Source organism: Paraburkholderia sp. (genome assembly GCF_034668105.1).
Lineage (GTDB): Bacteria > Pseudomonadota > Gammaproteobacteria > Burkholderiales > Burkholderiaceae > Paraburkholderia.
Genome location: NZ_JAXDPY010000521.1, coordinates 1 through 13,050, shown reverse-complemented (window position 1 = coordinate 13,050; position 13,050 = coordinate 1). Strand labels below are relative to the sequence as shown.

At 64.0% G+C, this 13,050-nt stretch carries 14 protein-coding genes and 1 pseudogene; 8 read left to right on the top strand and 7 right to left on the bottom strand.

What is annotated here, in order from left to right; all coding sequences use genetic code 11:
• From QOC89_RS23285 to QOC89_RS23265, 5 genes are all read left to right on the top strand, one after another.
• Nucleotides 1–647 (top strand): dihydrodipicolinate synthase family protein (locus QOC89_RS23285; RefSeq protein WP_323047172.1); only part of this gene is annotated, 647 nt, incomplete at its 5' end.
• Between the two features lie 74 nt (nt 648–721).
• Nucleotides 722–1,291: an RNA polymerase sigma factor gene (locus QOC89_RS23280; RefSeq protein ID WP_323047171.1), complete on the top strand. Its 570-nt coding sequence runs from the start codon at nt 722–724 to the stop codon at nt 1,289–1,291.
• Nucleotides 1,291–2,079, top strand: a complete 789-nt coding sequence (locus QOC89_RS23275; protein WP_323047170.1) for an anti-sigma factor domain-containing protein — start codon at nt 1,291–1,293, stop codon at nt 2,077–2,079. The genes QOC89_RS23280 and QOC89_RS23275 overlap by 1 nt, the downstream gene beginning before the upstream one ends.
• Nucleotides 2,080–2,220: 141 nt before the next feature.
• A complete protein-coding gene (locus tag QOC89_RS23270; protein WP_323047169.1) occupies nt 2,221–3,534 on the top strand; it encodes an FAD-binding oxidoreductase in 1,314 nt (437 codons plus the stop codon).
• Between the two features lie 117 nt (nt 3,535–3,651).
• Complete coding sequence (locus tag QOC89_RS23265; protein WP_323047168.1) at nt 3,652–4,347, top strand: TetR/AcrR family transcriptional regulator; 696 nt, start codon at nt 3,652–3,654, stop codon at nt 4,345–4,347.
• 127 nt (nt 4,348–4,474) lie between these two features.
• Here the strand turns inward: QOC89_RS23265 and QOC89_RS23260 are convergent, their stop codons facing one another.
• The 3 genes from QOC89_RS23260 to aroQ are packed head-to-tail and all read right to left on the bottom strand — an operon-like array spanning nt 4,475 to nt 7,280.
• Nucleotides 4,475–5,863: an MFS transporter gene (locus QOC89_RS23260; protein WP_323047167.1), complete on the bottom strand. Its 1,389-nt coding sequence runs from the start codon at nt 5,861–5,863 to the stop codon at nt 4,475–4,477.
• Nucleotides 5,864–5,922: 59 nt separating this feature from the next.
• Nucleotides 5,923–6,828, bottom strand: a complete 906-nt coding sequence (locus QOC89_RS23255) for a shikimate dehydrogenase (protein WP_323047166.1) — start codon at nt 6,826–6,828, stop codon at nt 5,923–5,925.
• On the bottom strand, nt 6,825–7,280 hold the full coding sequence (gene aroQ, locus QOC89_RS23250; RefSeq protein WP_323047165.1) for a type II 3-dehydroquinate dehydratase: 456 nt from the start codon (nt 7,278–7,280) through the stop codon (nt 6,825–6,827). Before aroQ ends, QOC89_RS23255 begins: the two co-directional genes overlap by 4 nt.
• Before the next feature lie 327 nt (nt 7,281–7,607).
• On the opposite strand from aroQ, the gene QOC89_RS23245 reads away from it, so the two are divergent.
• From QOC89_RS23245 to QOC89_RS23235, 3 genes are all read left to right on the top strand, one after another.
• Nucleotides 7,608–9,491: a bifunctional sugar phosphate isomerase/epimerase/4-hydroxyphenylpyruvate dioxygenase family protein gene (locus QOC89_RS23245; protein WP_323047164.1), complete on the top strand. Its 1,884-nt coding sequence runs from the start codon at nt 7,608–7,610 to the stop codon at nt 9,489–9,491.
• A 227-nt stretch (nt 9,492–9,718) separates the two neighbouring features.
• On the top strand, nt 9,719–10,051 hold the full coding sequence (locus tag QOC89_RS23240) for a hypothetical protein (protein ID WP_323047163.1): 333 nt from the start codon (nt 9,719–9,721) through the stop codon (nt 10,049–10,051).
• A 158-nt stretch (nt 10,052–10,209) separates the two neighbouring features.
• Nucleotides 10,210–10,470, top strand: coding sequence for a hypothetical protein (locus tag QOC89_RS23235; RefSeq protein WP_179740849.1), 261 nt, complete (start codon nt 10,210–10,212; stop codon nt 10,468–10,470).
• Between the two features lie 48 nt (nt 10,471–10,518).
• On the opposite strand, the gene QOC89_RS23230 is transcribed toward QOC89_RS23235, so the two are convergent.
• The 4 genes and pseudogenes from QOC89_RS23230 to QOC89_RS23215 all read right to left on the bottom strand — a co-directional run.
• Nucleotides 10,519–10,848 (bottom strand): hypothetical protein, encoded by a 330-nt coding sequence (locus tag QOC89_RS23230; protein WP_179740848.1) that lies wholly within the window; start codon nt 10,846–10,848, stop codon nt 10,519–10,521.
• A 14-nt stretch (nt 10,849–10,862) separates the two neighbouring features.
• Nucleotides 10,863–11,633, bottom strand: a complete 771-nt coding sequence (locus tag QOC89_RS23225; RefSeq protein ID WP_323047162.1) for an AraC family transcriptional regulator — start codon at nt 11,631–11,633, stop codon at nt 10,863–10,865.
• A gap of 83 nt (nt 11,634–11,716) precedes the next feature.
• Nucleotides 11,717–12,250 (bottom strand): annotated as a pseudogene (locus QOC89_RS23220) (M20/M25/M40 family metallo-hydrolase); the annotation flags it as partial.
• A 103-nt stretch (nt 12,251–12,353) separates the two neighbouring features.
• Nucleotides 12,354–13,050, bottom strand: a 697-nt coding sequence (locus QOC89_RS23215; RefSeq protein WP_323047161.1) for an MFS transporter, incomplete at its 5' end; no start/stop codon positions are given.

Below are 13,050 nucleotides of genomic sequence, written 5' to 3'. Positions count from 1 at the left end.
GCAGCCGCAGCGCGCAAGCCGCGGGCGCCGCGATGGTGATGGTCATGCCGCCGTATCACGGCGCGACGATCCGCATCGGCGAGCGCGGCATCTATGAGTTCTACCGCACGGTGTCCGACGCGATCGGAATTCCGATCATGATCCAGGACGCGCCCGTTAGCGGCACGGCGTTGTCCGCGCCGTTTCTCGCGCGCATGGCGCGGGAACTGCAGAACGTCTCGTACTTCAAGATCGAAGTGCCGCAGGCGGCCAACAAGCTGCGCGAGCTGATCGAACTGGGCGGCGACGCCGTGGTGGGTCCCTGGGACGGCGAAGAAGCGATCACGCTAATGGCCGACCTCGATGCGGGCGCAACGGGTTCGATGACCGGCGGCGGCTACGCGGATGGCATCCGCTTGATCATCGACGCCTATGCGGCAGGCGACACCGAAGCGGCCGCCGCCCACTATCAGCAGTGGCTGCCGCTCATCAACTACGAAAACCGCCAGGGCGGTCTCGCGTCGTGCAAGGCCTTGATGAAAGAAGGCGGGGTGATTCGATCGGACGCGGTACGCCATCCCTTGCCGCCGATGCATCCGGCGACGCGCGCGGGCTTGCTGAAGGTCGCGCGCCGGCTCGATCCTCTGGTGTTGCGGTGGGACAGATAAGACCAGCAGGAAATTGAATTAGACCAGGAGGAAATTGAGTAACATAGGCCCGCAAGCCCACCACTCCATTTTCCATGACCGCCGATCCTCGAGAACTGACGCCGGAAACCCTCGCCGAGCTGCTCGAACGCATTGCCAAAGAAGACGCCGGGGCACTGCGCGAGCTATATGATCTCGCCGCCCCGAAACTGTTTGGCCTTGCGCTCCGTATATTGAGCAGGCATGAGTGGGCCGAAGAAGTCCTGCAGGACAGCTTCGTCAATATCTGGCGCTTTGCCGGCGACTACCGCCGCGCATTGTCCGCGCCGATGACGTGGATGTCGGCGATCGTCCGGAACCGTGCTCTCGATCACCTGCGGCGGGTCCACACGCAGGAAACAGAATGGAGCGATGCGTTGGACGATCTCGTGGCCACCGGCGATCCGGATCCCGAAGCGTTGAGCGCGGTCAGCCTGCAGGCGCGCTTGCTGGCGGGCTGCATGCAGCAACTGGAACCGGCGCAGCGTCAGGCAGTGGCCCTCGCCTACCTGCGCGACCAAAGCCATAGCGAGATCGCCGAGGCGTTGACGGTGCCGCTCGGCACCATCAAATCCTGGATCCGGCGCGGCTTGGCCAAGCTGAAAACCTGTCTGGGAGGTGAGTGATGAATCTCCATCGCGATCCTCAGCTGGTCGATATGCTGGCCGCCGAGTATGTGCTCGGCACCCTGCGCGGCGGGGCCCGGCGCCGCTTCCAACGTTACGTGGACGGCGACACCGTCGTCCGTCAGGCCGTCGAGGAATGGCAGCGGCGCATCTCGCCGCTGGCCGAACTCGCGGAGCCGCGCATGCCGCCGGCCGCCGTGTGGGATGCCATCGAACGGCGTCTCGGCTTGAGCGCCGCCCGTGAGGCGGCACGGCCACGCACCGTGGTCGAAAAACCCGCGCGTCCGTCGGGCAGCCTGTTCGAGAATCTTGCGTTCTGGCGTGGCTGGGCACTCGGCGTCACCGGGCTGGCCGTCGTCGCGGTGGTGGTCGCCGTGCGCTCGCTGCTGCCGGCCGGCGTGACGCCTTCGCCTTCCACCGCGCCGACTGTCGCGCAGCAAGCGGAAACGGCGGTTTCGCACGTCGCGGTGTTGAATGACAAGGACACGCATCCGGTCATGCTGGTTGCGTGGGATGAAGCCCATTCCACCATGACGCTGCATCCGCTCGGCAAGGTCGAGGTGCCGGCCGGCCGGGCGATGGAGCTGTGGGGCATTCCGGCCAACGGCCATCCGGTGTCGCTCGGCCTGCTGCCGGACAGCGCCAGCGGCAAGGTGACGGCCGGTCAGCAAAAGCCGGAAAGCTACGCGGCGCTGGCGGTCTCGATCGAAGCGCCGGGCGGCTCGCCCAATCACAACGCGCCGACGGGTCCGGTGGTGTTCAGCGGCAAGCTGCTGCCGGTGTCCTGATCTGTTTGGGAACCGGCTGGCAAGGCCGGCGCTCGCTGTATGCGGGTGCCGGCCTTGCGTTTGACGCGTCGTAATCCAGGCAGGCCCGGACAGGGTTGGACGGCTGGACGCGAGCGTGAGATTCCCGCTACTCTTGACCCCATGCAAAGCTTTTACGAAGCCACCGTCGCGCGCTCCGCCGGACACTCGTCCGCTTATGCCTCACCTTACGCACCGCTCACCGGCCGGCGCAGCGTCAACGTGTGCATTATCGGCGGCGGCCTCGCGGGTTTGTCCACGGCGTTGGGACTCGCGGAGCGCGGCGTCGCCGACGTCGCCGTGCTCGAAGCCGAGCAGGTAGGCTTCGGCGCCTCCGGCCGCAACGGCGGCTTCGTGTTCGGCGGCTACAGCCTCGATTGCGCGGATCTGCTGAAGACCCTCGGGCCGGTCCGCGCGCGCGAACTCTATACGCTGACCACCGACGCCGTCGATCTGATGCGCAAGCGTATCCAGCGCTACCGTATCGACTGCGACGTGACCGACGCCGGCGTGATCCTCGCCAACTGGTTCGACGAACCGGCGAGGCTCGACACGCAGCGGCGCTTGATGCGCGATTCGTTCGGCGTCGAGTGGGAACCGGTATCCGCTACGGCGCTCGCTTCACAGCTGAAGACGAGCCGTTATCACGGCGGTCTGTTCGAGCGCAACGCGTTCCATTTTCATCCGCTGAAATATGTGCTCGGCGTCGCCGGCGCCGCGGCTCGTGCGGGGGTGCGGATTCATGAGAAGTCACTGGTTGTGCGCTTGCAACGTGAGGTTGCCGGTTTTGTGGTCCACACTGCGCACGGCGCGCTCGAAGCGCGCCACGTGGTGATGGCCGGCGGCGGCTATGCGCGCAACGTCTACGCACGGGTCGAGCGCGCGGTGCTGCCGATCGCCACCTACGTGATGGCCACCGAACCGCTCGGCACCCGCCTGAAAGAAGCGATGGACACCCGCGCCGCCGTCTACGACACCCGCTTCGCCTTCGACTACTATCGCCCGCTGCCCGACACCCGCATCCTGTGGGGCGGCCGCATCTCGGTGCGCGATCGCGCGCCCGAGGTGATCGCACGGCTGTTGCGGCGCGATCTGCTGAAGGTCTATCCGCAACTGCACGACGTGCGAATCGAACACGCGTGGGGCGGCCTGATGAGCTACGCGCGGCACAAGATGCCGCAGATCGGCCGCAGCACGGACGGCGTCTGGTACGCGGTCGGTTTCGGCGGACACGGCATGGCGCCGACCACCGTCTCGGGCGAATTGCTGGCGGCGGCCATCTCCGGCGAACGGCCGGTACCCGACGCTTTCGCGGCCTTCGGTCTGACGCCCGCCTATGGCACGCTCGGGCTCGCGGCCGCGCAACTCACCTACACCACCATGCAGACACGCGACGCACTCGCCGCCCGGCGTCCCTCGACGCGGCCGGCGCCGTGATTCAGCCCATGACGCGCCTCGCCAGGCGGCACAGACCGAGCCGCCGGTGCCCGAGACCCGCGCCAGAGGCCGGTTTCGCCATGCTAGAATGCGCCGTCACTGGTGCTCGAATACACAATGAAAAAGGCAAGCAAGGCCGCCGAGCCTGATACCACCGGCATCGCGTCCGGGGCTCCACGTACCGACGCCCGACGCAAGTACGATCCCGAACAGACAAAGCGCAACATCCTCGAAGTCGCGACCCAGGAATTCTCCGCGATGGGATTGACCGGTGCGCGCGTCGACGCGATCGCGGAGCGCACGAACACCACCAAGCGCATGCTGTACTACTACTTCGGCAGTAAAGAAGGGTTGTACCAGGCCGTGCTGGAAAAAGTGTACGGCGACATTCGCGCGCTCGAACAGGATCTGCACGTCAGCGAGCTCGATCCAATTGAAGGCATGCGCGCGCTGGTGGAATTCACGTTCGACTATCACGACCGCCAGCGCGATTTCGTGCGGCTCGTGACGATCGAGAATATTCACGGCGCCAAGTATGTCGAGCAGGTAAAAAGCTTCAAAGGCCGCAACGTCACCGTCATTCATACGATCGAAGATCTGCTCTCGCGCGGTATTGCCTCGGGACAGTTTCGCAGCGACGTCGATGCGATCGACCTGCACCTGATGATCAGTTCGCTGTGCTTTCACCGCGTGGGCAATCGTCATACCTTCGGTACGGCGTTCGGCCGCGATCCGTCGCACCCGCGTCTGCGCGCGCGGCATCGCGCGATGATCGTCGACGCCGTGCTGCGTTTCGTGCGCAAGGAAGATTGAAGCGAGGCCGGCTCGGGGAGGCACGAGCCAGCGAGGCCGGAAGCAAAAAAGCGGGAAGTGGCTTGGCCACTTCCCGCTTTTCATTTGTGCGTCACTCGCACACGCCATTTTTTGCGCACTGCGCCGCTCAATCCACCAGCACGATCCGCTTGATATCGCCGACGACAAAAATATACGACAGCGCACCGATCAACGCGATCGCGCCGATGAACACCAGCGCCCCGACAAACGAGCCGGTTGCCGCAACGATAAAACCCACCACCAGCGGCGTGACGATGCCGGCCAGATTGGCGGCAAAGTTGAAGATGCCGCCGGTCACGCCGAGCAGCCCGTCCGGTGCGATGTCCGACACCAGCGTCCAGCCCAGTGCCGCCATCCCTTGCGCGAAGAATGCTACCGACAGAATCGCGATCACCACCACGTTGCTCTCGACATAGTTGGCGAGAATGATCGTCGACGCGAGCAGAAGGCCGGCGATGATCGGCAGCTTGCGCGCCACGTTCGGCGACTTGCCGCGACGCAGCAGCCAATCGGAGAAGATGCCGCCGAACATCACGCCGATCGACGCGGCAATGAACGGCATGATCGCGAAGAAGCCGATCTTCAGCCATGCCATATGGCGTTCGGTGGCCAGATAGGTGGGGAACCAGGTGAGGAAGAACACCAGCGTCGAATTGCCGGCGAACTGGCCGAGGCAGATGCCGCTCAGCTGGCGATGCTTGAGCAGGCGTCCAATGGTGCGCCATTCGAAGCCGCTTTTGGCCTTTTCGGCCGGCGCAGCCGCTGCCGCCTTTGCAGCGGCAGAATCGGCGTCCTTCTTCCGATGCGTCAGGCCACCGCCTGCCTCGATATAGTCGAGCTCCGCCTGATTGACGCTCGGATGATCCTTCGGCTCGCGATAGAACATCCACCAGATCACCCCGAACACGAGGCCCACGCCGCCCACCACGTAGAACAACGAACGCCAGCCGAACGCGCCCATCAGCATGAACAGGAAAGGGCTGAAAAACGCGAGGCCGATATATTCGCCGACCGTGTACGTGCCGGTCGCCATCGCGCGTTCGCTCTGCGGAAACCAGGTGGCCACCACGCGGCTATTGGTTGGAAAGCACGGCGCTTCCGACACGCCGAGGCCGAGCCGGAACACGAACAACGCGCCGATGCCATGCACGAGCCCTTGCGCCAGCGTGCACAGCGACCAGAACGTCATCGACAGGAAATAGGTGAGCTTGCTGCCGAAGCGGTCGAGAAACAGGCCGCCCGGAATCTGCGCGACCACATAGCTCCACGAGAACACGGAGAACAGCAGCCCCATGAGCGCCGCATTGATGCCGAGCTCCTTCGTCAACTGCGGCGCCGCGATGCCGAGCACCGTGCGGTCCAGATAGTTGATCATGGTGCCGATCGCCAGCAGCGAGAGAATCTGGTAGCGGGCTTTCGAACGGCGCGCGGTGCTCACCGTGGCCTTCATTTGGCCTGCCGGGTCGGCGGGCGTGGATTGGATCGGTTGCGGCATGGCGTTCTGTCTCCTCGGTCTGATTTCCTACCGGGTATCGGGGTGCGTGTACTTCCGGCTTAGCGTCCCGCCCGGGGACTTGCTTCGGGGCGTGGCAACAAGGACTGGAAATGCGTGTAAACGCGCTCGGCGTCGGGTTCGAGCCCCGTGAAGATGCGCATCGCGTCGACGGCCTGATACACCGCCATCCCGCCGCCGCTCAGCGTGCGGCAGCCGAGCGCTTCGGCGGCCTGCAGCAGCGCGGTGCGGATCGGAAAATACACGATATCCGCGACCCACAGATCGCGATGCAGCAATTCGACCGGCAGCGGCAAGCCCGGCAATTTCGCCATGCCAGTCGGCGTTGCGTGAATCAGGCCGTGGGCGGCGGCGAGCGACTCCTTCAGCGAGCTGCCGGCGCTGACGGTGGAGTTCGGGAAACGCTTCTGCAATTCCGCGGCGAGCGCGGCGGCGCGCGCGGCATCCACGTCGAACAGCGTGAGCGTTTGCGCGCCCATCGTCAGCGCGGCATGCGCGACCGCCGCGCCCGCGCCGCCCGCGCCCAGTTGCACGACGCGCTCCAGTGACACGTCCGGCAACCCGCGTTGAAACGCACGCGCGAAACCGGACCAATCGGTGTTGTGGCCGATACGCTTACCGTCCTTGAGCAGCACCGTGTTGACCGCGCCGAGGGCACGTGCGTCGTCGGACAATTCGTCGAGCAGTGGGATAACGGCCTGCTTGCACGGGTACGTGATGTTCAGTCCGTTATAGCCCATGCGTTCGGCGGCAACCAGCAGATCCGCAAGCGCCGTGATGTCGAGCTTCAACGCGTCCAGATCGATACGCCGGTACACATAGTGCAGGCCGAGCTTGCCGCCCTCTTCCTCGTGCATCGCGGGAGTGAGCGATCCGCCAATGCCCGAGCCGATCAGACCTACTAAATAGGAGCGTGGACTCGCCTGAGTGTGCGCTTGTGCGTTCATTTCGCCACCTTATTCTTAAGGATGGTTGCCATCCGCTCCAGAGCGAGCACATAGCCTTGCGTGCCGCAACCGACGATGATCGCGTCGGCCACCGCTGACACATACGAGTGATGCCGGAACGCTTCGCGGCGGTGCACGTTTGAAATATGCACTTCGATGACTGGCTTTTCGATCGCGGTGAGCGCGTCGGCAATCGCCACCGAGGTATGCGTGTAAGCCGCCGGATTGATCACGATGCCGTCGACCTTGGTGCGCGCCGCATGCAGCCAGTCGATGAGCTGGTGTTCGGCGTTCGATTGGCAGAAGTCGATCGACAGATCCAGCCGATCGCCCGCGTCGCGGCACAGTTTCGCGACGTCGTCGAGGGTTTCCGAGCCATAGAAAGCCGGCTCACGCGTGCCGAGCAGGTTGAGATTCGGTCCGTTGAGGACCAGCACCGATGCAAAACTCATGACGACCACTCCCGCAAAAAGGTAAGGCGTGAAGCGAGCCACGCGCCGCGGCTCTACAACGTGAATGCAGTGTGCGCGCATTGGCGGCAATCGTCATTCGGGGTTTATACGAATTTGTACCATCTAGTTAGTTTGTATAAACTGTCGGAAATTTCGGTTAATGTGGGGGCTTGTAGGCGCTTGCTGCCTGTGTCCAGATAGTCTCTGGTAACCAGCTAGACCATTTTTCGCGGTTGCAGCATGACGCCGGTCTGGCATGCGAACGCGGTGGCGCGCCCGCTGCGCGCCGCCCCCAACAGCCGTTTCACCGTTTTGCAGGAGCCGTTCATGCAACGTTCGATTGCCACCGTGTCGATCAGCGGGACCCTCGTCGAGAAGCTGACCGCCATTCAGGCGGCGGGCTTCGAGGGCGTGGAAATCTTCGAGAACGACCTGCTGTATTTCGACGGCTCGCCCGCCGACGTGCGTCGCATCGCCGAGGATCTCGGGCTGAAGATCATGCTGTTCCAGCCGTTCCGAGATTTCGACGGGGTGAGCCCGGAGCGTCTCGCCCGCAATCTGGAACGGGCGAGGCGCAAGTTCGACGTGATGCACGAACTGGGTACGGACCGGATTCTGGTGTGCAGCAACGTCTCGCCCGACACCATCGGCGACGATGCGCTGATGACCGACCAGTTGGGCGCACTGGCCCGCGCGGCCGAAGCGGCCGGCGTGATCGCCGGTTATGAGGCGCTTGCGTGGGGCAAGCATGTGAAGACCTACCGCCATGCGTGGAAGCTCGTCAACGCGGTCAATCATCCGAATCTAGGGCTCGTGCTCGACAGTTTTCATACGCTGTCGCTAAACGATACGGTGGACGGCATTGCCGCGATTCCCGGCGAGCGGATCGCTTTCGTGCAAATCGCCGACGCGCCGAAGCTCGCCATGGACGTGCTCGAATGGAGCCGTCATTACCGCTGTTTCCCAGGCCAGGGCGATTTCGATCTGGCCGGCTTCACCGCGCAGGTCGTGAAAACCGGCTACAGCGGGCCGCTTTCGCTCGAGATTTTCAACGACGGTTTCCGCGCCGCACCGACCACGATCACCGCGGCGGACGGCCATCGTTCGCTGCTGTTCCTCGAGGAACAGACTCGCGCGCTGCTCGACGCCACGCAGCAGCCGCCCGGCGATCTCTACCAGTCGCCCGCCGCGCCCGCGCATGTCGGCTACCAGTTTCTCGAGTTCGCGGTCGACCACACCACCCGTGCGCATCTGGTCGACTGGCTTGGCAAGTTGCGATTTCGCCAGGCCGGCCAGCATCGTTCGAAAGATGTGACGCTATTTCAGCATGGCGCGGCGTCGATCGTGCTGAACGCCGAGCCGGATTCCTTCGCCAATGCCTTTTTCCAGCAGCATGGTTTGTCGCTGTGCGCGTCGGCGTTTCATGTGGACGACGCCCGTCAGGCGTTCGAGCGCGCCGCCGGCTTCGGCTACGCGCCGTTTTCCGGTCAGATCGGCCCGAACGAACGCGTGCTGCCGGCCGTGCAGGCGCCCGACGGCAGCCTGAACTATTTCGTCGACGAAACGCCGGACCAGCCCACGTTGTTCGAAGCCGATTTCGTCCTGACCGACGTCAACGGTCCGACTGAAGTTGGGCCGCTTTCGCGGATCGACCACGTTTGTCTGTCGGTGCCGGCCCCTTCGCTGGATACCTGGGTTCTGTTTCTGCGCACCGCCTTCGGCTTTCAGGCCGAGCCGGGTGTGCTGGTGCCCGACCCATACGGGCTGGTGCGCAGCCGCGCGCTGCGCAGCCGGGACGGATCGGTGCGCATCATATTGAATGCGTCGGTGGATCATCACACGGCGGTGGCCGAGGCATTGCACACCTATCACGGCTCGGGCCTGAACCACGTCGCGTTCAGCACCGGCGACATTTTCAGCGCGATTCCCGAATTCGTCGCCGACGGTCTGCCGGTGTTGCGCATTCCGCGTAATTATTACGAGGACCTGGCCGCCCGCTACGCGCTGTCCGACGAGATGCTCGACGCGCTGCGCGCACACAACATTCTGTACGACCGCGCCGAACGCGGCGGCGAGTTCTTCCACGCTTACACCGAACAACTGGATCAGCGCTTTTTCCTGGAAATTGTCGAACGACGTGGCGGTTATGACGGGTATGGCGCGGCCAATGCGGCTGTGCGGCTCGCGGCGCAGGCGCAGCGGCGCAGGTAGGGGGTTGGCCGGCTAGGCTGGGGCTTCGGATTGCGGGCTGGCCACATCCTCCGCGAACCGCGCTCCGCAGTCGCCGATTTCCCTCTCATCGGGCACAGCCCATGCTGCACCCGCTCAGGCGTGCGCGCCACACCGATATAATGCCGGTTGATCCACGGCCACTGCGGCGCGCCCGCTGCCCATGCGGGTGGCACGTTCCGTCGGCCGAATGAAACGCCAGGAGAGATATGAAGAAGCTTGCCGTAGTCCTGTCAGTTCCCCTCCTTCTCAGCGCTTGCGCGTACTTCCAGAAGAACCCCGATGCCGGCGAGCCCGTCACGGACACCAACACGCAGCGCTCGGTCAACGACGTGGTCGCCTGCCTGACACAAGTGGCAACCAGCCACAACGCCGCGTTCAAATCCACCGCGATCCCGCAAGGTCAGATGCTCGACTTCGGCGATTCGAACATCGTCAAGGTGCGCAGCGACAACGGCGCGACCACCTACCGCTACTACGCCGGCAAGCGTCACGTGGGCAATCTGTGGATCGAAGCAGCGAGCAAAACCTGCGCGCCGTAAGGTAATCAAAGGAATGACCGGGGGAGATGTAACGACAAGTAACGTTCTGCCATGCCATCTTCGTGTCACGGTGTTACAGGACAATAAATCTTAAGAATCGTTTAAGTCTTCGTCTGCATCATCCATCCCGTCACAACCCTCGCACAAGGTGCGGTCCCATGAACCAGCCCGATCACAACACGAACGACACACCGGTGCCGGCAAAGCGGCCCACGATCCTGCGGCGTCTGTTGAGCCACCACGAGTTGGCCACGCTGCTGTTATTGCTGCACGCGCCGATCGATGCCTCAGCGAAACCCGAGATTCCGCAGCTTCACGAAGCCGGCCTGATCGAAACGGTCTCAAGCGATGCAGGCGACTCGCATATTCGTCTGACGCCTGAAGGCAATGCCGTGCTGCGCGGACTGGGCGTGAAATAACGCGTCACTTCATAGTGCGTCGTTTAGCCGCCCCCCCTCGCACGCACCTTACGCTTGCCATACGCCGTATCCCGCCTCACGTAGTCCAATCGCCAATTCCACTTCCATATCCTGTGCGCCGCGGTAAGGCATTGGGTTGAACACTTCATACAACTCGGGCACGAGGCGCAGGCCGTAATCGCGCACATAGCGATTTGCCTGAATGCCGGCCTTATGCCGGTCGAATCGCAGATCCGGGTCCAGTCCCGTCATTCCCACGTACACGCAAGGCTTGTCGAACCGGTAATCCGGATTCGCGCGGCGAAAGCGCGCCTCGTTCCAGACCTTGTCGTCGAGCGCGACGACATACACGTAGTAATGGTGCCTGCGACGAACCATGTGCGGCAGACCGCTCAGCTGCGCGAAGCGGTGCCGTGCAGCAGCATGCGATACTCGGTCGGCGTGACGCCGACGGTCGCCTTGAATTGACGGGTGAAGGCGCTGTGGTCGGTGTAGCCGCAGAGCGCGGCGACGTCGGTGACTTTGTCGTGCGAGACCAGCAGCGCGGTGGCCGCATCCAGCCGTGTTTTCAGCAACAGCTGGCGCGGCGTCAAATGAAACACTTTGTGAAAGTAGCGCTCCAGTTGCGCCACCGACATGTCCGCCATCGCAGCAAGCTGCTTCAGATTCAACGGCTGCACGTAGTTTTCCTGGATGGACTGCACCACCGCGGCGAGCCGGCTATACGCTGGATGACGGCTCTCGTCCGCTTTCAGGTCGCGCGAAATGCCGGCGAGCCCGACCACCTTGCCCGCCGGATCGCGCAACGGCTGCTTGCAGGTCAGGCACCAGCCCGGCTGACGGCCGGGATACAGGTGCAGTTCCAGTTGATCGATCATCTGGTTACCGACGTTGATGATCGCTTTGTCCTGTGCCATGTAGATGCGGCCGAAGCGGCGCGGGAAGACGTCCTCGGCGGTCTTGCCGAGTAACGCGGTCTTTTCCTTGAAGCCACAGCGCGAGACCAGCGTGCGATTGACCAGCGCGTAGCGCGCGTGCACATCCTTGACGAAGAACACGACGTCCGGCATCGCGTCGAACACGGGCTCGAGCAGCGTGAAATGCGACAGCATGCCGGACAGCGTTGCGTCGGCCGGTTCGAGCGGATGAGCCAGCGTGTTCATCGTGCGGATTTCCGTGGTCGGTGCGCTCGATTATAGGGCCGCGCCGGCGCCGACAATATCCGCTTCGGATTCGGGCCCGGTCTTCACCGCCGCGAAAAATACGCCTGCGCGAGGCCGACCCAATACCGCACCCCGGCCGGCATGATCTCGTCGTTGAAGTCATACGACGGGTGATGCAAGCCGGACGCTGTACCCGCATGCGGCGCATTGCCGATCAGCACGTAAGTCCCCGGCCTTGCCTCCAGCATGAAGCCGAAGTCCTCCGACGTCATGTTCGGCGCGACGCTCGCATGCGTGGCGGCATCGCCGAACAACTGGCGAATCACCGTTTCGCATAGCGCCGTTTCGGCGGGCGAATTCACGGTCGCCGGATAGTATTGGAAAAACTCCACCTCGATCGACGCGCCATACGCTGCCGCCAGCCCGTCGCACATCTGCTTCATTTGACGCTGCAGCTCAGTCATCACCGCCGAGGACAAGGTCCGGATCGTGCCGCGCAATTCGGCGCTATCCGGAATCACATTGTCCGTGTCGCCCGCGCGCATCATGCACACGGAGATCACCGCGGGTTCCACCGGATCCTTGTGACGCGCCGCTATTGTCTGGCATTGCGCCACGCACCCGGCGCACTGCGCCACGCGTCGCCGATCAGCATCCGGATTTCTGGGTAGGAAGTCATGACTTGTGTCCGACAAGTTGCGTTGAGAAAAGAGGAGACGGCTAGCGCTTGCCGCCCGCCAGCCGGCGCGCGTCCGGATGAGCGCGCAGCCGCCACATGGCGACACAGCCGAGCGCCGGGCCGATGGCCAGCATGCCCAGCCCGGCCTTCCAGCCGAGATGCGCGACCACGTCCGGCACCAGATGAATACTCACGAGCGTCAGCAGGAATCCCGCACACGTCTGTGCCGTCAGCAAGGTGCCCACCGAAGACGGCTCGGCAAGCTCCGCCACGCTGGCGGAGAATTGCGCCGAGTCGGCGATGACCGAGAAGCCCCACACGAAGGCCACGGCGATCAGCACCGGCATCGGCGCATCCGACAGCCAGCCGATCACCGCCGCGCATGACGCGCTCACCGCCATCGCGCCGATGGTGACGACGGTGCGTCCCACGCGGTCCGCGAGCCAGCCGCCGGCCCACGCCCCCACCGCGCCGAACGCGATCACACAAAACGTCAGCGCTTCCGCGTGGGGCCGCGCATCGGCCACGCCGTGCGAGGCGAGCGTTTGTTGCAGGAACAGGCCGAGCCACGCCCACATCGCATAGAGCTCCCACATGTGGCCGAGATACCCGAGGTTGACGAGCCGCACTGCCGGGTCGCGCCATGCCTGGGCAACCTTGCGCAAGTCGATGTGAGTCGCGCGCTTGATGTTGGGACCAACCTCCGCGAAGCCGATCGCGGCAGCCGCGATGGCGGCG

Excerpts from the sequence above, each read along its gene's own strand:
- QOC89_RS23265 (WP_323047168.1), top strand. The coding sequence starts at position 3,652 with ATGAAAAAGGCAAGCAAGGCCGCCGAGCCTGATACCACCGGCATCGCG.
- QOC89_RS23235 (WP_179740849.1), top strand. The coding sequence starts at position 10,210 with ATGAACCAGCCCGATCACAACACGAACGACACACCGGTGCCGGCAAAG.
- QOC89_RS23270 (WP_323047169.1), top strand. The coding sequence starts at position 2,221 with ATGCAAAGCTTTTACGAAGCCACCGTCGCGCGCTCCGCCGGACACTCG.
- QOC89_RS23225 (WP_323047162.1), bottom strand. The coding sequence starts at position 11,633 with ATGAACACGCTGGCTCATCCGCTCGAACCGGCCGACGCAACGCTGTCC.
- QOC89_RS23240 (WP_323047163.1), top strand. The coding sequence starts at position 9,719 with ATGAAGAAGCTTGCCGTAGTCCTGTCAGTTCCCCTCCTTCTCAGCGCT.
- QOC89_RS23255 (WP_323047166.1), bottom strand. The coding sequence starts at position 6,828 with ATGAACGCACAAGCGCACACTCAGGCGAGTCCACGCTCCTATTTAGTA.
- QOC89_RS23280 (WP_323047171.1), top strand. The coding sequence starts at position 722 with ATGACCGCCGATCCTCGAGAACTGACGCCGGAAACCCTCGCCGAGCTG.
- QOC89_RS23260 (WP_323047167.1), bottom strand. The coding sequence starts at position 5,863 with ATGCCGCAACCGATCCAATCCACGCCCGCCGACCCGGCAGGCCAAATG.
- QOC89_RS23230 (WP_179740848.1), bottom strand. The coding sequence starts at position 10,848 with ATGGTTCGTCGCAGGCACCATTACTACGTGTATGTCGTCGCGCTCGAC.
- aroQ (WP_323047165.1), bottom strand. The coding sequence starts at position 7,280 with ATGAGTTTTGCATCGGTGCTGGTCCTCAACGGACCGAATCTCAACCTG.
- QOC89_RS23245 (WP_323047164.1), top strand. The coding sequence starts at position 7,608 with ATGCAACGTTCGATTGCCACCGTGTCGATCAGCGGGACCCTCGTCGAG.
- QOC89_RS23275 (WP_323047170.1), top strand. The coding sequence starts at position 1,291 with ATGAATCTCCATCGCGATCCTCAGCTGGTCGATATGCTGGCCGCCGAG.